The sequence below is a fragment of the Paraliobacillus sp. JSM ZJ581 genome (assembly GCF_044383835.1).
In the GTDB taxonomy this organism is placed as follows: domain Bacteria; phylum Bacillota; class Bacilli; order Bacillales; family Amphibacillaceae; genus Paraliobacillus.
This window is the reverse complement of record NZ_JBISEP010000001.1, coordinates 104,108-125,112: the sequence shown is the minus strand read 5'-3', so window position 1 is coordinate 125,112 and position 21,005 is coordinate 104,108. Positions and strand designations below refer to the sequence as shown.

Genomic DNA, 21,005 nt, shown 5'->3' with positions numbered 1-21,005 from the left:
GTTAAATTAAAAATCAACAAGTATCATGCAATTATTAATGGCTTTTAAACCAATACTTATACTCATTTTACAACGAACCGCGAGGGAAAAAGGTAAACTTAAATGCCTTTTTTATTGACGATAGCATTACATTCATGCTATTGTATATAAAACAAACACTTTATCGAAGTAAAGTGGTAATATAGTGAAGTGACGGGAGGGGATGCTTTGTTTTTACCTGAAGGTAGTCAAGATGAGATCGGATTGTCTTTAGATAACACAGCAAAAGCAATTGAATTATTTAGAAAGGTTGCAACAAAGCGTGGATTTAAAGCTATTTCTACTCCAGTTGTTGAATATGCGACAACGTTTACTAATGCACATGTCGGAATGAATCTACACAGTTTGTTGAAATGGTTTAATCAAGAGGGAGACATTGAAGTTTTACGAGCGGATTGGACTACTGCTGTTGCAAGAGCGATTAGTAATCAAAAATCAGAACAGACAAAGTGGTTTTATGAAGGATCAATTTTTCGTAATGATAAAGATGGAATAGAGTCTAAACAGGCTGGCATAGAAATGATAAGAACAGAGCCTTTTTTAGGAGAAGCAGAGAGTGTATTGACAGCCGTTGCATATTTAAATGAACTTGAGATATCAAATTATCTGATTGAGTTAGGTCATACAGGTATTTTCGAAGAATTAACGGCATCACTTAAATTAGATCCAAAAACAGAAAATCGTTTATTAGATGCGATGCACGACAAGCGCAGAGATATCGTTTATGAAATTGCTTTAAACTGTGGTTCCATACAACAGGCTGAACAATTGACTGATTTGATCGATGCATATGGAACTGTTAGTGAATTGGAAAAATATCAATCTATTTGGAACAACAATCAACGATTAACGAACATATTTAATCACTTAACTGAATTAGCTAGCGTAATTGAATCTATTGGTGGTGGTGAAGTGCTGCTTGATTTAGGCAGAGTGAAGAATTTGCCATATTATTGTGGCATCATGTTTAGAGGTTATTTAACTGAGAAGGGAGAAAGTTGCTTTTCTGGGGGACGATACGATAAATTATACGAACAATTTGATGAACAAGTTTCTGCGGTAGGATTGGCGTTTGATCTTGATGTATTATCCACACAGTTCAAAAATAATCAACGAACAGAAAGTATTTGTATCGTGGCTTCAAAAGATACCCATGTACAAGCGGAACAACTACGCAATCAGTATAGTAACGCCAATATAGATATTCAATATGAAATAAAGGATAAAGAGATGTATAATAAAATAATTAATCTGAATAAGTAGAAAATCAATAGCGATTAGGTGATAAAAGATGAAACCAATTATTGCATTAACAAAGGGTAGATTAGAAAATCAATTTATTGAATTTTTGGAATCTTTGGATTATGAAGTAGACCCTATTTTAAAAAAAGGTAGGAAATTACGGATTGAAACAGAAATTTTTGAATTTATTTTTGCTAAAGGGCCAGATGTCGCGACTTATGTAGAACATGGAATTGCTGATTTAGGAATTGTTGGTGGTGATATTCTCGCGGAGTTTCACCCAGATGTATTCAATTTATTCCCATTACCATTTGGACATTGTAGAATGGCGGTAGCAACTGAAAAGGGCAAGGTTTGGTCTAACAAAAAGAAGAAGATTGCTAGTAAATACACCGGTATAACAAAAGAATATTTTAGAAATAAAGATGAATCGGTAGACATTATTAAATTAGAGGGATCGGTAGAATTAGCACCTATATTAGGCTTAGCCGATGGAATTGTAGATATTGTTGAAACCGGAACAACATTGAAAGAAAATGGTTTAGTTGTGCAGGAGGAGTTTTTTTCTTTTAGTGCTAGGTGTATTGCAAATCGATCTTCATTAAAAATAAAACGAGATGTGCTTTCACCAATTATTGCATCGTTCCAAAAACAGGAGGACTATGTATGATCCCAACATATAAACGGGCTGACTTTCAAAAAAAATTTATTACAAATACACAAGTAAGCCAAGCAGATGATCAATATTATCAAGTGGCAAAAGAAGTCATTCATGCCATTCGTCAACAAGGTGATGAAGCGTTAAAAAAATATGTTAAAAAATTTGATCACTTTATACCAGAGAATTGGTATGTTTCTGAAGATGAAAAGAAACAAGCTTGGGAGAAAGTAGATCAAAAAACGATTGATGCACTTCAACGTGCAGCTGAAAACATTCAAGCTTTTCATGAGAAACAACTTCAAGGTTCTCGTATGATGCAAAGTGACGATAACATTATTTCTGGTCAATTATTTCGACCAATCGAGCGTGTAGGAATTTATGTTCCAGGGGGGACAGCATGCTATCCTTCATCCGTATTAATGAATGCGATCCCAGCAGTGCTTGCAGGTGTCGAGGAGATAATTATGGTAACACCAACCAGAGATGGAGAGATGATTGCACCTATTTTATCTGTGGCAGCAGATATTGCAGGGGTAAGCAAAATTTACAAAATTGGTGGCATTCAAGCCGTTGCTGCCTTAGCTTATGGAACAGAATCGATTCCTAGTGTAGATAAAATAGTTGGTCCTGGTAATGCCTATGTAGCTGCTGCAAAAGCGCTTGTTTATGGTGATGTTGGGATAGATATGATTGCAGGACCATCTGAAGTAGCAATTATAGCAGATGATTCAGCTGAACCAAGTTTTGTTGCAGCAGACCTAATTGCGCAAGCAGAACATGATATTAATGCTAGAGCGTGTTTATTTACCACTTCTGAGCAATTAATCAAAGAAACACAAATAGAAGTTCAACAACAATGCAAAACCCTTCCAAGAAAAAATATCGCCAAAGCTGCGTTAATGAATCAAGGTGCGTTCGTTCTTTGTAAAGACTTGAATGAAGCATTTGATTTATCCAATCAATTTGCTCCTGAGCACTTAGAAATTCATTTAGACAATGCGTTGTCTTACCTAGGAAAGATTAAACACGCAGGATCCGTATTTTTAGGGCATTATACACCAGAGCCCGTTGGAGATTATTATGCTGGTCCTAATCATGTTTTACCAACATCAGGAACAGCTCGATTTTCTTCTGGACTTTCTGTAGATGATTTTATAAAGAAAACAACATTTATTTATTATACAAAGGATGCTTTAGCAGAAGCGTCAAACGATATTATTACCATTGCAAATGAAGAGGCATTGACAGGACACGCAAGTGCAGTAGCGAAGCGGATCAATAAGAAATGAGGGTAGTTCAAATGAGAACAGCAAATAAAGCAAGAAAAACAAATGAAACAGCCATTGAAGTATCAGTTAATTTAGATAATCCCAAACAAGTTTCCATCACAACAGGAGTTGGCTTTCTTAATCATATGTTAGAGTTATTTGCCAGACATGGGCGGATTGGATTGATCGTGAATGCAGATGGTGATTTGCACATAGACAGTCATCATACCGTTGAAGACGTTGCAATCGTCATTGGGCAAGTAATTAGAGAAGCATTAGGTGACAAAAAACAAATCACACGATATGGTACCGCATATGTTCCTATGGATGAATCATTAGGATTTGTCTCTTTAGATATTAGCGGTCGCCCATACCTCGTATTAGATGCAACGTTTGAGAATCAAAGGTTAGGAGATTTTGATACAGAGCTTGTTCGAGAATTTTTACAAGCATTTGCAGTTCAAGCTGGTATTACTTTACATGCCCGGATTCTTTATGGATTAAATACACATCATAAAATTGAGGCGATTTTTAAAGCACTAGGGCGAGCCTTAGCACAAGCGATTAAAATTGACCCATCTATTGAAGGAGTTAATTCTACCAAGGGGTTAATTGAATGATTGCTATAGTAAATTATGGAATGGGGAATACAGCAAGTGTAAAAACTGCTTTTAGTGCTTTAGGATATGAGGTTACGATAACAGATGATCCAATACAACTACAAAAAGCGTCGCATATTATCTTGCCAGGAGTTGGCTCGTTCCAAGCAGCAATGGAAGAAATAGAAAAAAGAAACTTAAGAGATATATTAATAGAATTAGCAAAAGAGAAACCGTTTTTAGGTATTTGTTTAGGGATGCAATTACTTTTTACAGAAGGTTATGAGGGTAGTTATACAAAAGGACTAGATTTAATCCCTGGTAGTGTCAAGAAAATAAAAACATCTTATTTATTGCCTCATATAGGATGGAATGCGTTGAATATAGCAAAGGATGATGTTGCTTTTTCTCATTTTCAAGATCAGCACGTTTATTTTGTTCATTCATTTATGGTTCAAACCAATGCGGATTATGTTGTGGCAACAGCAGAGTATGGACCTGATATCACTGCTATTGTAAAAAAAGATAATATATACGGGATACAATTTCACCCTGAAAAAAGTGGAGAAGTTGGAAAAATCATTTTACAAGTATTCTTAAAAGAGGTGACAAAATGATAATAATACCTGCAATCGATTTAATTGAAGGAAAGTGTGTTCGGCTATATCAAGGTGATTTTAATAAAACAGAACAAGTTGCTAATGATCCAATCGAACAATTAAACACTTTTATCGCAGATGGGGCTAAAATGATTCATATTGTAGATTTAGATGGGGCGCGTGAAGGAGAACAAAATCGACAATATAAGCTAATCGAAAAATTATGTAATATGGCTACTGTTCCTGTGCAAGTAGGGGGAGGAATTCGATCAATAAAAACGATGGAAAAGCTAATAGAGGCTGGCGCAGATCGTTTAGTGCTCGGTACAGCAGCAATTGAAAATGCTTCTTTTTTAAAAGAAGCATTGGCGAAATACGCTTCACAGATCGTGATTGGAATTGATGCAAAAGATGGGAAAGTAGCTACGCACGGTTGGGAAACAGTATCAGAAATTGATGCGATAAGTTTTGCTAAAGAGATGGAGCAATTCGGTGTACAAACGATTGTTTATACCGATATCTCAAAGGATGGGACGATGTCAGGACCAAATATTGATGGATTAAGGGAGATGCATGAAGCAGTTACCTGTACGATTGTAGCGTCAGGAGGGATTAAAGACGATAGTGATATTAATGCGTTAGAAAAAATCGGAATTAAAGAAGCGATTGTAGGAAAAGCGATTTATCAAGGAAAAGTAACCTTGAAGGGAGTAACTTTATGATTGCAAAACGGATTATTCCATGTTTAGATGTCAAAGAAGGAAGAGTAGTAAAGGGGACAAATTTTGTTGGTTTAAGAGAATTAGGTGATCCTGTAGCGATGGCAGAGACATATTCTAAAGCCGGTGCGGATGAAATAGTTTTCTTAGACATTTCTGCCACGAATGAAGGTCGACAAACAATGATTGATATTGTTCGAGAGACAGCAGAAAATGTTTTTGTCCCATTTACCGTTGGTGGTGGAGTGAGAATGATTGATGATGTGACACGATTACTGCAAGCCGGAGCAGATAAAGTAGGGATTAATTCAGCAGCAGTACATAATCCAGAGTTAATCACAACCGCTTCCTCTCGTTTTGGTTCACAATGTATTGTTGTCGCAATCGATGCGAAAAAAATTAAAGGTAGCTGGCATGTGATGACACATGGCGGCTCGAGAGATAGCGAATTAGATGCAGTAGAATGGGCGAAAGAAGTAGAAAAACGTGGTGCTGGAGAGATTCTATTAACAAGTGTTGATACCGATGGGGTGAAAAACGGGTTTGATCTCGCTTTAATGAAAGCAATTGTAGATGCGGTAAGAATACCTATCATAGCTTCAGGTGGTGTGGGACATCCTGATCATTTTCTTGAAGTATTTCAAGCAACAGATGTGTCAGCTGGATTAGCGGCTTCGATTTTCCATGAAAATACTTTTACCATTGCAGAAGTGAAAGAAAGCTGTAAAGCACAAGGGGTGAATATACGTGAAGCCTGATTTTTCAAAAGGATTGTTACCCGCAATTATTATTGATGCAAAGTCTAAAGATGTACTGATGCTAGCATACATGAATGAGGAATCCTACAACAAAACATTAGAAACGAATCAAACATGGTTTTATTCTCGTACCAGAAAGGGGTTGTGGCATAAAGGTGCTACTTCTGGAAATACGCAAGATGTTGTATCTATTGCACTCGACTGCGACCAAGATAGTATTTTAATTTATGTAGAGCCGAATGGCCCTGCTTGTCACACAGGCGAGGAGTCATGTTTTTTTAAACTAGTTTATCAACATCAGGACACTGAGTCAGCAAATGCGTTGAATGTGATGGAAGCTATCATGTCAGAGATTGAAGAAAAAAAGGAACATCGGATAAAAAATTCGTATACTAGCTACTTGTTTAATAAAGGGATTGATAAAATATCCAAAAAAGTTATTGAGGAAGCGGGAGAAGTTGTTCTAGCGGCAAAAAATCAAAATCCTGAAGAAGTTGTACTTGAAGTAAGTGATTTAATCTATCATACATTCGTATTAATAAGTGAACAAGGCGTTTCACTAGACCAAGTAAAAAAAGAACTTGCTAGACGTACTTTTAAAAAAGGAAATAGTAAGGGAGACAGACCAGAAATCAAGAAGTGGTAAAACTTCGTGATTTTTTGCTCGCTCACGCAGGGCGAACAAAAAGAGGGAGGGCTTTTTATAAACTCTCCTCCCTTTTACACACCACCAGTAATTTAGAAAGAAATATTTTATTTTGCCAATGTATTGTTAATAGACTGTAAAACATTTTCTAAGTTTAAAATGGAAGATATTTCAATTACTTTCGAACCGTTATAGCTATTTTTAGTAAGTACATTATCTTCGTTCACCCAAATAGCTTCTAAACCAGCATCAATAGCACCTACAATATCGTTTCCCCATGAATCACCTACATATATGGATTCGACATTTCTCATACCTAATTCATTTAAAACGTAATGGAATGACTTAGGATCTGGCTTTTCATAGCCAATTTCGTCAGATATAAAGATTTGATTAGAACTTATAGCATCATTAAGCTTCATTTTTTCAATCTTTTGTTTCTGTTCTGTTATTTTACCGTTAGTTAATATACCTACTTTGTAATTTTTCTGTAGGGAAAGAAGCATATTATTAATTCGTGAATCAGGAATAATACGATCTATGAGATTATGGAAGAATTCATCAAAATAATTTTGCGCTTCATCCACACTAACTGTTATTTGGAAATCTTTCATCGTTTTAATAAGTCGTTGTTGTCGGAGCTCATCTAGAGTTATTAACTGTTGAGTATGTAGCCCCCATAATTCTTTATCATATTTTCTATATAAACCAATAAAAGAATCATACTCTAAGTTCTTGGTTAAATTAGATGAATTAAAAATCTCAATATTAGCTTGTTCCCAATAAAAACTAAACGGTAACAATGTATTATCCAAATCAAGTAATACTAATTTTTTCAAACTTATCCCTCCATTAACATTAAATATTCATTATGACTCTAAACTTCGTTAATTACTTTTTATTTCTTCATTAGACTGTTCGTACTTAAGCCATAGAATAGAAAATAGCATTAATAATAAACCTACTATTTTAACAAGGTTTGGAAGTGGTCCCCAAATAGTCCATGTTAGAATCATAGCTACAGGAAGCTCAGTAGTCGTTAATGTTCCCATAACAGCAGATGATATCTTTTTGGCGGCATATGCCATGAGTTCAAATGTTAGCACTTGGCCAAGAATGGCAGTTATTAAACCATAAATTAGTGCATCTTTTGTAAATACGGTTAGTTCTTCTATTCTGAATATACAAACTATGCCTACTAAAATTGTAGCTACAAAAAAAATAAACAATTTAGTTATAGGATGATCTGAAATCTTTTGTAGACTGAATAAGTATGTAGCAAAGGATGCTCCAGCAGATATCCCATAAATTAACCCAGCTACTGTAATATTTTCTGTGGTTCCTCCAATTAATAAAATAGTCCCAACCCATATTAACAATACAGCCAAAACATTCTTTGTAAATATAATTTCTTTATTAAGAATAACTCCAAGTATGAGTAAAATCCATGGATATTGAAATAAACCTAATGAAGCTATACTAGGATCAGTTAATTGAATGGATGAATAGTAAAAAAGACCAGTTAAAACGGTTGTAATTGCAGCTAGCCAGTTATAAGGGTTAGTAATAAAAGATTTACTATTACCTGTAATTGCTTTATTTTTCTTCTTGAAGATTAAATATCTTACACTAAACCATAAAAGAGCAAAGACAAATTGATAAATTAGTAAATCAAATGTAGTAACGCCCTTGTTATGGGCAGCTTTTACAACAACAGAGTTTACCCCATAGACACTTCTTGCTACTAATGCTACCGTAGCTCCTAAGTTACTAATTTTTCTCATTTACTAAACTCCTCACGTAATAATGGTAGAGTCAACTCTGTGATGCCTGATCCAAGTAGTTTAGTTTCTGGTGAATCTATATCAATCCATCTATAGGAATGGATTTCTGTATCTGGGGTAGGTTCTCCCATCACTTCTGTAAGAAATAGTGTAATGGTTAATGGTTCTGCTTCAAACATAGAACATGAGATAAAACAATTAATTTTGTATTTGGTGTGATAATTTCAAAGAAACAATCTATTCCAAATATAATATTATTTTCATAACAATCGAAAACTTAATATCCACATTTCTAAACTTATGAAAGGTAGATAAACTTGCCAACGTTCCCTAGATGTTCAGCATTAGTGGTCAAAATTTCACTGCCTTCATCGAGCTTCATTCCCCATACTATTACGTTAATGGCTTTAGTTTTATTACTAGTAATAGCAATTCCATCTACATTTGCTCCTATCATAAAGGATACTAATTCCCTTAATAATCCCAGTTTATCTTGGAATGATGAACGTTCTCCTTATTAGCTCGACTAGTAAATAATTCTCTTTGGATATTCAAAGATAACGTCCTAAAGGAATCTTTTTTTGAATAGTATGGTTAATTTTTAATCCTCCCTTTATAGAAATATTAATTTAGTAAAAAATATGGCAACATCCATATTTTAGCATAGATTTGGATTGTTTTGTTAAATATATTGTTAAAATTATTAATTATTGAATAAATCCGGAAAAGAAAAGCACGAGATGGGGTTCCTATAGCGTTTGTTCCAAAACGTTGGAAGAAACAGGTCTATAATGAAGGGGTAACAATAAATCGACATTATTATGAAATGGCTTCCTTAAGGACAGAGAAAAGCACTAACTCAACGACTTACATGGATATGAAATAATCTTGATGCTCTTGAAGGGGCAAACATTGAAAAATCTAAACTAAGACTGGATCGCTTAGAAAAGATACTCCAGAAAAAGTACGAAATTTCAGTTAATTCTTGTATAATATGTTACCCAAGGTAAAGTTTACTGATCTCTTAATGGAGGTGACTCACTGGGAAGGTTCTAATAAAATGTTGGTGCATGCTTTCACCAATGTACATCCAAAGGGAAGAGGAAAAACCTATTTTGATGGCTTTACTTATGGCAATAGCAACAAGTATTGGTTTGACTAAAATGGCAGATGCTATAACTGGTATTGCTTATTACCAAATGGCTAATGCTGCTCAGTGGAGTTTGTGTGATCCTTGCATGCTGAAACAAATGGTTCACTGATTATAAGGAAGTTAGGTTCATATGCAAGGTAAAATAAATTAGTCTCTAATTTATGAGATGCCTTACTAAAATACATGTCACCTTTAGGATGGGAGTATATTCATTTTTTTGGCGAATAAACCTTTGATATGACTGAAATAACAAGCTTAAATTTTCTACGACCTCTCAACCGATAAAATGAAAGCCATAATCCCTTAACGTAGGGAATAGGATTCCTTTATGTCGAATTTTGCTTAGCGTATGTTTTACACGTTTTGTTGGTAGCAGACCAATAGTCTTTAATAAATTCATCTCTGCCTGATCTCGCACGATCTTTTAAATATTCTTCCTCATTCTTTTTATAAAAATCCTGATGATACGTTTCTGCAGGATAGAACGTAGAAGCTGGCAACACCTCTGTAACGATCGCTTGTTTAAATTTATTCGATTTATGTAATGCCTCTTTCGATAACATTGCTAATTGTTTTTGTTCGTCGTTATGATAAAAAATTGCAGTTCGATATTGTTTACCACGATCATGAAATTGGCCGTCTGGATCAGTTGGATCAATTTGTGGCCAATATAGATCAAGTATTTGCTGGTAATTTATTATTTCCGAATTATACGTGATTTGAACTGCTTCATAATGACCTGATTCACCAGATTTGACTTGTTCATAAGTCGGGTTTTCTATATGTCCACCGGTATATCCTGAAACTACCTCATGCACGCCATCCCATTGATCAAATGGCTTCACCATACACCAAAAACATCCACCAGCAAATGTTGCTATCGCTTTTGTCATTAAAAGACTCCCCCTTTATTACTGTAATGTTTAATGTACCGAAAAACCGTAATTTTGTCCATTTCAATGAATAGATTTCCCCTTTAAAACGAAATCTAACGAAAAAGGTGGTGAACCATTTGACACAACAAAAAAATAATCGAAACATTCGCCAAAAGAAGGCTGGAGTTAATCCTCAAGGTCTAACGGAAGAAAAAGCAGATCAACAACCATTCTCCCAATTAGAAGCAAAAGCAAAAAAAGATAACACAAAACGATAACAAGTATATATTTTTTAGATGAATAAGCTAATTATAAGTTATGCTACAAAGAGATCACTAAGTGAATTTTTAGTGATCTTTTCACATTTCAAAATTATTCTGATTGAAATAGGTTGTACAATCTTAGCGATTAGTAATAGAATAGTAATAATAAATTACTATTTTGAGAATTAAAAAAGCAAGGGGACATCCAATATGACAGAACATAGTATAGCATTATCGAAAACTACGTCAAAAAAAGAAAAGCCAAATCCAGCTGAGTTAACGTTTGGAGAAAAATTTACAGATCACATGTTTATTTTAGACTATGACCAGGACAAGGGATGGTATGATCCTAGAATCGTTCCATATCAACCAATATCTGTTGATCCAGCAGCAATGGTTTATCATTATGGTCAAACCGTTTTTGAAGGATTAAAAGCCTATTTAACAGATGGTGGCGATGTGAACTTGTTTCGTCCAGAAAAAAACATTAACCGATTGAATCGTTCTAATGCACGCATGTGTATTCCTGCTATTGATGAAAATCTTGCACTACAAGCAATTAAACAATTGGTTGCACTGGATGCTGAATGGGTACCAAATCTATCAGGTACATCACTATACATTAGACCATTTGTTATTGCGACAGAACCTTATCTAGGTATTGCACCTTCTAAACAATACAAGTTCATTATTATTCTTTCACCAGTAGGCGCTTACTATAAGGAAGGTATAAACCCTGTTAAAATTGCTGTTGAGAATGAATATGTCCGAGCTGTTAAAGGTGGTACTGGCGAAGCAAAAACAGCTGGGAATTATGCATCTAGCTTAAAAGCACACGAAATTGTAGAAGCGCAAGGATTCTCACAGGTCCTGTGGTTAGATGGCTTAGAGAAAAAATATATTGAAGAAGTCGGCAGTATGAATGTCTTTTTCAAGATTGATGGAGAAATTATCACTCCAGCTTTAAACGGAAGTATTCTTGAAGGGGTAACACGTAACTCTGTGATTCAATTGCTTAAATATTGGAATGTGCCAGTCATAGAACGGGCAATAGCAATGGATGAGATTTATCAAGCGCATCGAGCTGGAAAATTAGAAGAAGCATTTGGAACTGGTACAGCAGCTGTAATTTCTCCAATTGGTACGCTAGCATGGAATAAAGAAATACTAGAGATCAACAACAATAAAACAGGTGACATTTCTAAAAAACTTTATGATACATTAACAGGAATTCAATATGGGAAACAAGAAGATGTCTTTGATTGGGTGATTCAACTGTAAGTTATAAATATACTGAGTTTTCTATCAATTTCATTGACTTTTTTATCATTCTAAAGCATACTATTAAGTAATTATATATCATTAAAAGCTGTGATGAGGATTAGTAAATAATTAAGCGATGACAGAGAATGGGATCCATAGGCTGAAAGATCCTACATGTACGTCTTTTTATTGAACCTGCCTCAGAGCTAAGAAGCATAAACTTCATTCGCTACCCCAGCGTTATGGGTGAGGTGGGCAAGTGATACTTGTCAAACAAAGGTGGTACCGCGGATCAAATCTTTTTCGTCCTTTACAGTAACTTGTATTGGGTGGAAAAGATTTTTTTATACATAAATATAAATAGAAGTAAGAAGAGGCGAACGACATGGCAAACAAGCGAGTAGTAATTAAAATTGGGAGTAGTTCACTGACAGAGCAAGATGGTAGTTTAAGTTTAAACAAACTGCAAGAGCATACAAGCGCGATTGCTGCATTAATGAAACAAGGGGAAGAAGTGATTTTAATATCATCTGGTGCAATATCAGCTGGGTTTAGAGATCTCGGTTATTCCAGTCGTCCTGTTACTGTATCTGGTAAGCAAGCTGCGGCTGCTGTCGGTCAAGGGTTACTAATTGAAGCATATGCTGAAGCATTCAAAACATATGGTATCGTTAGTGCACAATTACTTGTGACTAGAGATGTGTTTGTTCATCACCAGCAGTTTACTAATGTATATCAAACGATTAATGAGTTATTAAAGCGCTCCGTTATTCCAATTATTAATGAAAATGATTCGGTTGCCATTGAGGAATTAACATTTGGGGATAATGACATGTTATCAGCACTCATCAGTGGCTTAGTTAATGCTGATTATTTAATTATGATAACGGATATTAATGGCTTGTATAGTGAGAATCCAACTGATAACCCAGATGCAATTCGTTACAATCAATTGGAGCATGTTTCCGATGATTTAATTAGTCAAACAAGTCAGAAGTCTAGCTCAAAAGTTGGCACTGGCGGGATGAAATCAAAATTATTAGCTGCACAAACGGCTCTATCATTGGGTGTTCATGCTTTTGTTGGTGTTGGGCAGGGGGAAAATAAATTTATCGACATTTTAAATGGAAGTGGTGACGGTACTTACATTGGGAATCATCAAACACGGCACGTTAGAAAAGAAAAGCAGTGGATTGCTTTTCACTCGAATGTTAAAGGCCAGATAGTGATTGATCAAGGTGCGAAAGAGGCTTTGCTAAACAAGGGAAAGAGCTTACTTCCAGCAGGCATTGTTTCGGTTATTGGTGAGTTTAACTTAAATGATGTAGTAGAAATATTATTTCAAGAAAATGTTATTGCAAAAGGAAAGGTCAATTATAGCGCTTCAGAAATTGATCAAATTAAAGGAATGCGTAGTTTAAACGCAATGCATATGACAAACCAGCAGAAATCTGAAGTAATTCATCGCGATCATTTAGTATTAACTTTACAGGGGGTATGAAAAATGAATGATCTTTTTACTATTGCGGAAAAGGCAAAAGGCACAACAATTCAGTTAAGTAAGACAACAACAGAACAAAAAAACAAAGCAATTCAGTTGATTGCTGATGCATTATTGAATCAGCAAACGTACATCATGAAAGAAAATGAAAAAGATATTATCGTAGCAAAAGAAAAAGGCATTTCTGAAGCAATTATTGATCGAATTCGCTTAGATGAACAAAGGATTGAAGGAATGACTGAATCATTGCAGCAACTGATTCAATTAGATGATCCGATTGGTAAGATTCAAGAAGACTGGGAACGACCAAATGGTTTAGCAATCAAAAAAGTAACGGTTCCTATTGGTGTTATTGGTATCATCTATGAAGCTAGGCCAAATGTTACCGTAGATGCTGCTAGCCTTTGTTTGAAAACAGGAAATGCCGTACTATTACGAGGTAGTTCTTCTGCTATTCATTCAAATATTGCCTTAGTTCATGTGATTCAAGAAGCATTATCTCATTCTGAACTACCCGTTGACGCTGTTCAATTAGTCGAAGATACGAGTCGTGCTACCGCAGAGAAGATGTTTCGTTTAAACACCTATTTGGATGTGTTAATCCCAAGAGGAAGTAAAAAATTAATAGACACGGTTGTTGAAAAATCTTCTGTCCCTGTGTTAGAAACAGGTGCTGGTAATTGTCATCTTTTTATTGATCAAACGGCTGATGTAAAGATGGCTATCGAGATTGCCATTAATGCAAAAACACAAAGACCATCTGTATGTAATGCAATTGAAACGATTTTGGTGGCTAAACAATGGTATAAGCAGTACGGTGATCAATTGATTCATGAGCTAGAAGAGCATGATGTGACAATGCATGTAGATGAAACGGTTGCATCTCATCATGAGGAGTTACCATTAGCTACGGAAGAAGATTGGCATACAGAGTATTTAGACACAACTGTAGCCATTAAAACTGTAGAAAATGTAGACGAGGCAATCAGCCACATCAACCGTTACGGAACCAAGCATTCAGAAGCAATTATTTCTGAAACCAATCAACATGTCGTTCAGTTTTTGAATGAGGTCGATGCTGCATGTGTCTATCATAATGCTTCTACTCGATTTACGGATGGTTTCGAATTTGGTTTCGGGGCAGAAATTGGTATTAGCACGCAAAAATTACATGCGAGAGGACCAATGGGGCTGCAAGCACTAACTTCAACAAAATACACCCTACACGGAAATGGACAAATTAAATAATTCTAGATGAAAGAATGAATCATTTACGTTACAATAGATATGGATTTTTCATTCTAAATGCAATGTAATAAATAAAGGAGAGAAACACATTGAACAAAACACTAATATTCGGGCACAAAAATCCAGATACAGATACGATTACAGCAGCACTTGCTTATGCTTATTTAAAAAAACAACTAGGTGAAGATGTAGAAGCTGTACGACTAGGTGAAGTAAACAATGAAACACAGTTTGCTCTAGATTATTTCAACGTGGAAGCACCTAGATATGTAGAAACTGTTGCAAATGAAGTAGATACAGTTATTTTAGTTGACCACAATGAACGTCAACAAAGCGTAGATGATATTGAAAAAGTTCAAGTAAAAGAAGTAATTGACCATCATCGAATTGCAAACTTTGAAACGAATGATCCGGTATATTACCGTGCTGAGCCTGTTGGATGTACGGCTACTATTTTAAATAAATTATTTAAAGAGCATCAGGTTACTGTTCCGAAAGAAATTGCAGGATTAATGTTATCAGCGATTATTTCAGACTCTCTATTATTTAAATCGCCAACTTGTACAGAAGAAGATATTCAAGCTGCAAAAGAATTAGCTGCTATCGCAGAGGTTGATGCTCAAGTGTACGGTTTAGATATGCTTAAAGCAGGAGCTGATTTAAGCGATAAAACGATTAAAGAATTAATTTCATTAGATGCAAAAGAATTTAACATGGCTGGACATGTAGTCGAAGTTGCTCAAGTCAATACTGTCGATACGAATGAAGTATTAGCAAAACAAACAGAACTTGAGTTAGCAATACAAGAAGTAATCGCTAAAAAGGACCTTTCCTTATTCGCGTTTGTTGTAACGGATATTTTAAATAACGATTCTGTTATTCTCGCATTAGGAGATAAACAAGAAGAAGTAGAAAAGGCGTTTAATGTGTCATTAAATAACAATCAAGCACTATTAAAAGGTGTGGTTTCACGTAAGAAACAGATTGTTCCGAATATCCAAGAAGTATTAGCATAATTTGAGAAACACAAATGAATTTTTATTTTCGAGAAGTTCGTATATTTGCACAGTTATAGTTTCAATTTTTACAAAGTAGACGAACCTTAATTTTTCTTTTTTGAATTTAAGGTTCGTCTTTTAATAATTATTAGTGGTAGCGTCAGGAAAATGCCGTTTTACAACGATAAGGAAATTCCAAATTAAAAAGCCCAAGTTTTCTACGAATTAAAATAGAGAAATTGAGCTTTTCACTTACTTCATTTATTTATTGCATTCATTAACTGGAAGAAGTATTCAGGTTTATGAGTCTTATTTAGGTTATACCATGAATGTAACGCATCTGGTGTTAATACCTCTATTTTTTTTAGTACCTCCATTGCAAATTCCAGAGGAGCTATTCCTGGTGCAGTAATTAAATTCGCATCAGATACCACAGATCCCATCTCATAGAACTTTTCTCCTTTATAATTAGGACATACCATTTTAGTATATTCCAAGTTATTACTTGTATGCTTTCTAGTATCCAAGTATCCCATATTCGCGAGCCCCTCAGTTGCTCCACAAATTGCGGCAACAATAGTGCCAATCCTTAAAGCTTGTCCAATTCTTTCCAAGATAGGTTGGTGAATTTCTTCACTCCAAGTAGTCCCTCCTGGTAAAATTAAAAGATCTTTACTTTTAAGCGTACATTCATCAAGGGAAATATCTGGTTTTATGCTCAGTCCTCCCATAGTAGTAATCGTTTCTTTATTAGCTCCTACTGTAATTACTTTTAAAGCCGCTAAATCTTTTTTGAAATATCTTCCTGAGTTTAGTTCAGCAATTAAATAACCATATTCCCAGTCCGACATTGAATTAAATACATATAGAAAAACTTTTTTCGTTTGCATCCAAATAACACTCCAATCACAATTGATATTGCTATTATAATATAACTTCCCTGACAGTTAACGTCAGGGAAGTTATCAAACTTGATGAAATTTTATTAATTCCGACAGAACTTCAACAAGTCTTTTCTTAAGACTTATTGGCTCAATAACTTTAATAGATTTATTATACGGTAAAAGTAAATAAGGTACATATGTATGTATTATATCTTTTTTAAGAAGAAAAACTGCTTGATTTGAATTACGTTCTTGTAAATAATGTCCTAAAAACCAATGTTGGCAAATATCAGCTAATACACTTTTGTCCCCATTAATAACTAAAGAAATAATCCCTTCCTTATCTTCTATAGTTGGAAGAAGATTTTTCATAAAAAAGTCACGAGCTGAAAAGTTTTCTGGCCGGTTAAACTTATTTTCGGTTGGCACTAGACTTTCCATTCGATCTACTCTAAAACTACGGATATCATTTCTAAGATGACAAAATCCAATCACATACCACTTATTATTCCAATAAATAATTCTATATGGATTGACCAATCTATAGTTTAATTGCTTTTCGTCACTTCTATGGTAACGCATTTTTACTGAGTAGCCATCAGCTATGGCTTGCTTAAACTCCTTCAAAAAAGGTTCCATAGAGAGTGAACGTAATCGACTTATTACTTCAAGGCTAGTTAATTGTTGGTTTACCTTTGTTTCTTGCTCTTGATTTGAGTATTTACTTAGTTTTGAAATGGCCCTATTTAATGCTTCACCTCCATAATATCCGGCTTCTTCTGCAAAAACAGCAGCGTGAAATAGTGACGTTTGCTCTTCAAAATCAAAAAAAAGAGGTGCCTCAATAAAATTGTTTAATAAAGTGTATCCACCGTTATGTCCTGGTTCTGAAATTATAGGTACGCCACTTGTTGAAAGTGTATCAACATAACGATACACAGTCCTGATATTTATCTCTAACTTTTCTGAAATTTGTTTTGCAGTAATTTTTTGACCTGAACGAAGCATCCATAGAATCGCTAACACATTGTCAATTTTAGGCATATAATTCCTCCCCTGTATAAAATTTATTATTCTGATATATATTTTCTGTTTTTGGTGTAACTCATCAACTGTTCCTTTAACAAAAGAAGTTGAATATAAAAAAGGACAGGTAGTTTTAATGAAGACTTATTTCACCATATGTCACATTTAGACTGGGAACATATTAATTTGCTAGGAGAATACCATTCTTACTCGTAGAAAGTGGTCTCATTAGACTTTTTAAGACAATTAAAATTTTCTTAACGTTTTTAAAAACAGTGGTGCCTTTAGGGAAATGGGCTTAGCTTGTAAATCCGCATTTTCCTGAAGGTATCCTTACGCAGATTGCTATAGTTATGCGTTCTTCATCCAGTATTAGATCTAAACGTCTTTGTAAACAAATTCTCGATATTTAATAAAACCATTCCTTTTGTAAAAATTCTTTGCTATTTCGTTATTGAACCAATAATCTAATTCAATCTTGTTAATACCATTTTCTTTCGCAATTTCAGTAATTTCGTTAATCAAAACAGTACCGTAGCCTTTATTTTTTTCACTTTCAGAGATACTTATTTGATGCACATATACCGATTTATAGGCTTTTTTAAAGGTGTTGTCTGGATAATTCTTAAATTCTATCCAAGCATAGCCTAGAGGTAGGTTGTCGTCCTCCAACAGAAGGAAAATGAATTCTTCTTTATTAATGATTTTTTGAAAGAATGTCTTAATTCCATCATAATTATATTTTTTGATGTATTCAGGATATAGATTTTCGTGTACATCGTGAACATATTTGTTCAATTTAGCGACTAATTCAAAATCGTTTGTTCTGCTAACTTTCATATTCTTTTCCCCTATATGAAAATATTCCCACAATTGAATTTTAACATACAATGACTTTGTAGATTTAAAACGTCCAAAAACTTTAATGTGTTATCACCATATAAGGGTTATTTTACTTAGTTGTCTTTTCTCATTTTCTGAAAAAAGTTAGTTGTGCTAGTTTTCTAATTTATCTGAATATGATAGTATTAATCTAACTATTTTTTTGCAGGAAGGATTCTAATGAATGATGAGCACAAAAGCAAATACGATCCAAATTAAAGATATTATTATTGCGCACCAAAATTTAAAAGATGTCGTTCAAAAAACACCTCTACAAAGAGATCCAATATTGTCTGAAAAATATCAATGTAATGTTTATTTGAAAAGAGAAGATCAACAAGTGGTTCGTTCATTTAAGATAAGAGGCGCTTATAACCTAATGCAAAGTTTATCTCAAGAAGAATTGAAAAATGGGGTAGTTTGTGCGAGTGCAGGAAATCATGCACAAGGTGTTGCATATTCTTGTAAAGCATTGAAGGTAAAGGGTAAAATTTTTATGCCGACTACGACTCCAAGACAGAAAGTAAAGCGCGTTAGTTTCTTCGGTGGAGAGTTTGTTGAAATTATTTTGATTGGTGACACCTTTGATGATGCTTACCATGAGTCGAAATCTTATTGTGACGAACATGATATGTCATTCATACATCCGTTTGATGACTATCGAACGATTGTTGGTCAAGGAACGATAGGCTTAGAAGTGTTAAATGGGATGGAAGAGCCGATATCACATATTTTCATGTCGGTTGGTGGAGGTGGACTAATCTCAGGTGTAGGCTCGTATATTAAAAATATTAGTCCTTCGACGCAAGTAGTTGGGGTAGAGCCTGCAGGAGCACCATCTATGCAACAATCTCTCATGCATAAAAAGGTAGTAAAGCTTGAGCAAGTGGATAAATTTGTAGATGGAGCAAGTGTACAGCAAGTTGGGCATTTAACCTATGAAATTGCCAAAGAAGTGATTGATGACATTGCCATTGTGCCTGAGGGGAAGGTATGTAGTACATTATTAAATTTATATAATGAAAATGCTATTGTTGCTGAACCAGCTGGAGCTATGCCAGTTGCAGCATTAGATCAATACAAAGATCAAATTAAAGGAAAGAATGTAGTCTGTGTAGTAAGTGGTGGAAATAATGATATTGATCGGATGCAAGACATTAAAGAGCGCTCCTTAATCTATGAAGGGTATAAGCATTATTTTATTGTGAATTTTCCCCAAAGAGCAGGAGCTTTGCGAGAGTTTCTAAGTGAAGTATTAGGTGAGACAGATGATATTACACGGTTTGAATATACGAAGAAGAATAATAGAGATAAAGGTCCGGTTTTAGTTGGTATTGAATTAAAACATCAAAGTGATTACCAGCCATTAATTGCACGAATGGAGCAAAACGGTTTCACTTATATTGAAATAAATAAAGATGAAGATTTATTTCATTTACTCATTTGACAAAGGAATTTTTTCCTTTGTCTTCTTTCTATGAAATAATAGCGTTGCAAATGAGAAATTGTTATAATTATAGCAGAGTAAAATGATATGTTTTGTTATGATTAACAATGAAAGGTTGGAACAATGATGCGAGTAGTTAATAATATGACTGAGTTAATAGGAGAAACACCTATTGTTAAATTAAATCGATTAGTGCCAGAAGATGCGGCCGATGTTTATGTTAAATTAGAAATGTTTAATCCTTCTAAAAGCGTTAAGGATAGAGCAGCTTATAATATGATCAAAGTTGCAGAAGAAAAAGGGGTGTTAAAACCCGGTGCAACAATTATTGAACCAACAAGTGGAAATACAGGAATCGGATTAGCAATGACAGCAGCTGCCAAAGGCTACAAAGCCATTTTGGTTATGCCTGATAATATGACAAAGGAACGAATAAATATTTTAAAAGCATACGGTGCTGATGTTGTACTAACACCAAGTGATGAAAAAATGCCAGGTGCAATTAAAAAAGCAAAGCAGTTAGTTTCAGAAATATCGAATAGCTTCATGCCACAACAGTTCGAAAATTCCGCAAACCCAGACATTCACCGAACAACAACTGCACAAGAAATTTATCAGCAAATGGACAAAAAAATTGATGCATTTGTTGCTACTGCTGGTACTGGTGGTACAATTACTGGAACAGGAGAAACATTAAAAGAACTTTTACCGGATATTTATATTATGGTAGTTGAACCTAAAGGATCTCCTGTGCTTTCTGGAGGAAAACCAGGTAAGCATAAACTAGTCGGCACTAGTCCTGGTTTTATTCCAGAAATTTTGAATACATTGATATACAATGAGATCATGCCAATTCAAGATGATGAGGCAATAAATATGTTTAAGCAACTAGGGGAGAAAGAAGGGATTTTTATTGGTCCTTCTGGAGCTGCAGCCGTTTTCGCAGCAATTGATCTTGCCAAACGATTAGGAAAAGGAAAACGTGTCGTTTGTATCGCACCAGATACAGGAGAACGATATTTGAGTATGAATTTATTTGATGAGTAAAAATAGATATGACGTTAGAACAGATACCACTAAATTAGCATTAGCTATTTTGGTGGTATTTTTCTATTGATGAAATATTTTACTATTAATTCTGCTAAATTTA

General features: G+C 34.7%; 24 protein-coding genes and 1 other annotated feature. Of the genes, 16 read left to right on the top strand and 8 right to left on the bottom strand.

The features are described 5' to 3' along the window. Positions 1-207 precede the first annotated feature (207 nt). Genes ACH6CY_RS00705 through hisIE form a run of 8 tightly spaced genes read left to right on the top strand, consistent with a single transcriptional unit; the run spans position 208 to position 6,531 of the window. Positions 208-1,302 carry an ATP phosphoribosyltransferase regulatory subunit gene (locus ACH6CY_RS00705; RefSeq protein WP_374065277.1) on the top strand — a complete coding sequence of 365 codons (1,095 nt, stop codon included), beginning with the start codon at positions 208-210 and terminating at the stop codon, positions 1,300-1,302. Positions 1,303-1,330: 28 nt separating this feature from the next. Continuing rightward, positions 1,331-1,951 carry an ATP phosphoribosyltransferase gene (gene hisG, locus ACH6CY_RS00700; RefSeq protein ID WP_374065276.1) on the top strand — a complete coding sequence of 207 codons (621 nt, stop codon included), beginning with the start codon at positions 1,331-1,333 and terminating at the stop codon, positions 1,949-1,951. Then, entirely contained in the window at positions 1,948-3,231 is a 1,284-nt protein-coding gene (gene hisD, locus ACH6CY_RS00695) for a histidinol dehydrogenase (protein ID WP_374065275.1), read from the top strand. The genes hisG and hisD overlap by 4 nt, the downstream gene beginning before the upstream one ends. 11 nt (positions 3,232-3,242) lie before the next feature. Continuing rightward, complete coding sequence (gene hisB / locus ACH6CY_RS00690; RefSeq protein ID WP_374065274.1) at positions 3,243-3,830, top strand: imidazoleglycerol-phosphate dehydratase HisB; 588 nt, start codon at positions 3,243-3,245, stop codon at positions 3,828-3,830. Beyond that, positions 3,827-4,426 (top strand): imidazole glycerol phosphate synthase subunit HisH, encoded by a 600-nt coding sequence (gene hisH / locus ACH6CY_RS00685; protein ID WP_374065273.1) that lies wholly within the window; start codon positions 3,827-3,829, stop codon positions 4,424-4,426. Before hisB ends, hisH begins: the two co-directional genes overlap by 4 nt. Further along, positions 4,423-5,130 carry a 1-(5-phosphoribosyl)-5-[(5-phosphoribosylamino)methylideneamino]imidazole-4-carboxamide isomerase gene (gene hisA, locus ACH6CY_RS00680; protein WP_374065272.1) on the top strand — a complete coding sequence of 236 codons (708 nt, stop codon included), beginning with the start codon at positions 4,423-4,425 and terminating at the stop codon, positions 5,128-5,130. Before hisH ends, hisA begins: the two co-directional genes overlap by 4 nt. After that, positions 5,127-5,885 carry an imidazole glycerol phosphate synthase subunit HisF gene (gene hisF / locus ACH6CY_RS00675; RefSeq protein ID WP_374065271.1) on the top strand — a complete coding sequence of 253 codons (759 nt, stop codon included), beginning with the start codon at positions 5,127-5,129 and terminating at the stop codon, positions 5,883-5,885. The genes hisA and hisF overlap by 4 nt, the downstream gene beginning before the upstream one ends. Further along, positions 5,875-6,531: a bifunctional phosphoribosyl-AMP cyclohydrolase/phosphoribosyl-ATP diphosphatase HisIE gene (hisIE, locus tag ACH6CY_RS00670; RefSeq protein WP_374065270.1), complete on the top strand. Its 657-nt coding sequence runs from the start codon at positions 5,875-5,877 to the stop codon at positions 6,529-6,531. The genes hisF and hisIE overlap by 11 nt, the downstream gene beginning before the upstream one ends. A gap of 107 nt (positions 6,532-6,638) precedes the next feature. Here hisIE and ACH6CY_RS00665 read toward each other — a convergent pair whose 3' ends face one another. The 4 genes from ACH6CY_RS00665 to ACH6CY_RS00650 all read right to left on the bottom strand — a co-directional run bounded on the left by ACH6CY_RS00665 (position 6,639) and on the right by ACH6CY_RS00650 (position 8,802). Continuing rightward, the gene (locus ACH6CY_RS00665; RefSeq protein WP_374065269.1) at positions 6,639-7,370 is read right to left on the bottom strand and encodes an HAD family hydrolase; all 732 of its coding nucleotides are present in this window, start codon (positions 7,368-7,370) and stop codon (positions 6,639-6,641) included. 48 nt (positions 7,371-7,418) lie between these two features. Continuing rightward, on the bottom strand, positions 7,419-8,315 hold the full coding sequence (locus ACH6CY_RS00660; protein ID WP_374065268.1) for a DMT family transporter: 897 nt from the start codon (positions 8,313-8,315) through the stop codon (positions 7,419-7,421). Beyond that, positions 8,312-8,494, bottom strand: coding sequence for an NUDIX hydrolase (locus ACH6CY_RS00655; protein ID WP_374065266.1), 183 nt, complete (start codon positions 8,492-8,494; stop codon positions 8,312-8,314). Before ACH6CY_RS00655 ends, ACH6CY_RS00660 begins: the two co-directional genes overlap by 4 nt. Positions 8,495-8,613: 119 nt before the next feature. Further along, the gene (locus ACH6CY_RS00650; protein WP_374065492.1) at positions 8,614-8,802 is read right to left on the bottom strand and encodes an aminotransferase class V-fold PLP-dependent enzyme; all 189 of its coding nucleotides are present in this window, start codon (positions 8,800-8,802) and stop codon (positions 8,614-8,616) included. A gap of 595 nt (positions 8,803-9,397) precedes the next feature. On the opposite strand from ACH6CY_RS00650, the gene ACH6CY_RS00645 reads away from it, so the two are divergent. Further along, complete coding sequence (locus ACH6CY_RS00645; RefSeq protein ID WP_374065265.1) at positions 9,398-9,577, top strand: Tn3 family transposase; 180 nt, start codon at positions 9,398-9,400, stop codon at positions 9,575-9,577. A gap of 217 nt (positions 9,578-9,794) precedes the next feature. Here the strand turns inward: ACH6CY_RS00645 and msrA are convergent, their stop codons facing one another. Continuing rightward, positions 9,795-10,361 carry a peptide-methionine (S)-S-oxide reductase MsrA gene (gene msrA, locus ACH6CY_RS00640; RefSeq protein ID WP_374065264.1) on the bottom strand — a complete coding sequence of 189 codons (567 nt, stop codon included), beginning with the start codon at positions 10,359-10,361 and terminating at the stop codon, positions 9,795-9,797. 119 nt (positions 10,362-10,480) lie between these two features. Here msrA and ACH6CY_RS00635 point away from each other — a divergent pair, with 119 nt between their 5' ends. The 5 genes from ACH6CY_RS00635 (at position 10,481) to ACH6CY_RS00615 (ending at position 15,634) form a co-directional block, all read left to right on the top strand. Continuing rightward, on the top strand, positions 10,481-10,621 hold the full coding sequence (locus ACH6CY_RS00635) for a small, acid-soluble spore protein L (protein WP_374065263.1): 141 nt from the start codon (positions 10,481-10,483) through the stop codon (positions 10,619-10,621). A gap of 195 nt (positions 10,622-10,816) precedes the next feature. Continuing rightward, a complete protein-coding gene (locus ACH6CY_RS00630) occupies positions 10,817-11,887 on the top strand; it encodes a branched-chain amino acid aminotransferase (protein WP_374065262.1) in 1,071 nt (356 codons plus the stop codon). 81 nt (positions 11,888-11,968) lie between these two features. After that, positions 11,969-12,183: a binding site (T-box leader), on the top strand. A gap of 71 nt (positions 12,184-12,254) precedes the next feature. After that, positions 12,255-13,370 (top strand): glutamate 5-kinase, encoded by a 1,116-nt coding sequence (gene proB, locus ACH6CY_RS00625; RefSeq protein WP_374065261.1) that lies wholly within the window; start codon positions 12,255-12,257, stop codon positions 13,368-13,370. 3 nt (positions 13,371-13,373) lie between these two features. Then, positions 13,374-14,618: a glutamate-5-semialdehyde dehydrogenase gene (locus tag ACH6CY_RS00620; RefSeq protein WP_374065259.1), complete on the top strand. Its 1,245-nt coding sequence runs from the start codon at positions 13,374-13,376 to the stop codon at positions 14,616-14,618. Positions 14,619-14,707: 89 nt separating this feature from the next. Continuing rightward, a complete protein-coding gene (locus ACH6CY_RS00615) occupies positions 14,708-15,634 on the top strand; it encodes a manganese-dependent inorganic pyrophosphatase (RefSeq protein ID WP_374065258.1) in 927 nt (308 codons plus the stop codon). A gap of 239 nt (positions 15,635-15,873) precedes the next feature. Here ACH6CY_RS00615 and ACH6CY_RS00610 read toward each other — a convergent pair whose 3' ends face one another. The 3 genes from ACH6CY_RS00610 to ACH6CY_RS00600 all read right to left on the bottom strand — a co-directional run bounded on the left by ACH6CY_RS00610 (position 15,874) and on the right by ACH6CY_RS00600 (position 18,366). Further along, on the bottom strand, positions 15,874-16,506 hold the full coding sequence (locus ACH6CY_RS00610) for a type 1 glutamine amidotransferase family protein (RefSeq protein ID WP_374065257.1): 633 nt from the start codon (positions 16,504-16,506) through the stop codon (positions 15,874-15,876). A 75-nt stretch (positions 16,507-16,581) separates the two neighbouring features. Then, on the bottom strand, positions 16,582-17,544 hold the full coding sequence (locus ACH6CY_RS00605) for a helix-turn-helix transcriptional regulator (protein WP_374065256.1): 963 nt from the start codon (positions 17,542-17,544) through the stop codon (positions 16,582-16,584). Positions 17,545-17,904: 360 nt separating this feature from the next. Beyond that, entirely contained in the window at positions 17,905-18,366 is a 462-nt protein-coding gene (locus ACH6CY_RS00600) for a GNAT family N-acetyltransferase (RefSeq protein ID WP_374065255.1), read from the bottom strand. A gap of 229 nt (positions 18,367-18,595) precedes the next feature. On the opposite strand from ACH6CY_RS00600, the gene ilvA reads away from it, so the two are divergent. Both ilvA and cysK read left to right on the top strand, forming a co-directional pair. Further along, positions 18,596-19,855 (top strand): threonine ammonia-lyase IlvA, encoded by a 1,260-nt coding sequence (gene ilvA, locus ACH6CY_RS00595; protein ID WP_374065254.1) that lies wholly within the window; start codon positions 18,596-18,598, stop codon positions 19,853-19,855. A gap of 126 nt (positions 19,856-19,981) precedes the next feature. Continuing rightward, the gene (gene cysK / locus ACH6CY_RS00590; RefSeq protein ID WP_374065252.1) at positions 19,982-20,902 is read left to right on the top strand and encodes a cysteine synthase A; all 921 of its coding nucleotides are present in this window, start codon (positions 19,982-19,984) and stop codon (positions 20,900-20,902) included. The last annotated feature ends 103 nt before the right edge of the window (positions 20,903-21,005 follow it).

Bases quoted from the DNA above. Each gene is read 5' to 3' on its own strand.
- hisG (WP_374065276.1), top strand. From the start codon at position 1,331: ATGAAACCAATTATTGCATTAACAAAGGGTAGATTAGAAAATCAATTT.
- hisD (WP_374065275.1), top strand. From the start codon at position 1,948: ATGATCCCAACATATAAACGGGCTGACTTTCAAAAAAAATTTATTACA.
- hisB (WP_374065274.1), top strand. From the start codon at position 3,243: ATGAGAACAGCAAATAAAGCAAGAAAAACAAATGAAACAGCCATTGAA.
- hisH (WP_374065273.1), top strand. From the start codon at position 3,827: ATGATTGCTATAGTAAATTATGGAATGGGGAATACAGCAAGTGTAAAA.
- hisA (WP_374065272.1), top strand. From the start codon at position 4,423: ATGATAATAATACCTGCAATCGATTTAATTGAAGGAAAGTGTGTTCGG.
- hisF (WP_374065271.1), top strand. From the start codon at position 5,127: ATGATTGCAAAACGGATTATTCCATGTTTAGATGTCAAAGAAGGAAGA.
- ACH6CY_RS00660 (WP_374065268.1), bottom strand. From the start codon at position 8,315: ATGAGAAAAATTAGTAACTTAGGAGCTACGGTAGCATTAGTAGCAAGA.
- ACH6CY_RS00655 (WP_374065266.1), bottom strand. From the start codon at position 8,494: ATGTTTGAAGCAGAACCATTAACCATTACACTATTTCTTACAGAAGTG.
- ACH6CY_RS00645 (WP_374065265.1), top strand. From the start codon at position 9,398: ATGTACATCCAAAGGGAAGAGGAAAAACCTATTTTGATGGCTTTACTT.
- msrA (WP_374065264.1), bottom strand. From the start codon at position 10,361: ATGACAAAAGCGATAGCAACATTTGCTGGTGGATGTTTTTGGTGTATG.
- ACH6CY_RS00630 (WP_374065262.1), top strand. From the start codon at position 10,817: ATGACAGAACATAGTATAGCATTATCGAAAACTACGTCAAAAAAAGAA.
- proB (WP_374065261.1), top strand. From the start codon at position 12,255: ATGGCAAACAAGCGAGTAGTAATTAAAATTGGGAGTAGTTCACTGACA.
- ACH6CY_RS00620 (WP_374065259.1), top strand. From the start codon at position 13,374: ATGAATGATCTTTTTACTATTGCGGAAAAGGCAAAAGGCACAACAATT.
- ACH6CY_RS00610 (WP_374065257.1), bottom strand. From the start codon at position 16,506: ATGCAAACGAAAAAAGTTTTTCTATATGTATTTAATTCAATGTCGGAC.
- ACH6CY_RS00605 (WP_374065256.1), bottom strand. From the start codon at position 17,544: ATGCCTAAAATTGACAATGTGTTAGCGATTCTATGGATGCTTCGTTCA.
- ACH6CY_RS00600 (WP_374065255.1), bottom strand. From the start codon at position 18,366: ATGAAAGTTAGCAGAACAAACGATTTTGAATTAGTCGCTAAATTGAAC.
- ilvA (WP_374065254.1), top strand. From the start codon at position 18,596: ATGAGCACAAAAGCAAATACGATCCAAATTAAAGATATTATTATTGCG.
- cysK (WP_374065252.1), top strand. From the start codon at position 19,982: ATGCGAGTAGTTAATAATATGACTGAGTTAATAGGAGAAACACCTATT.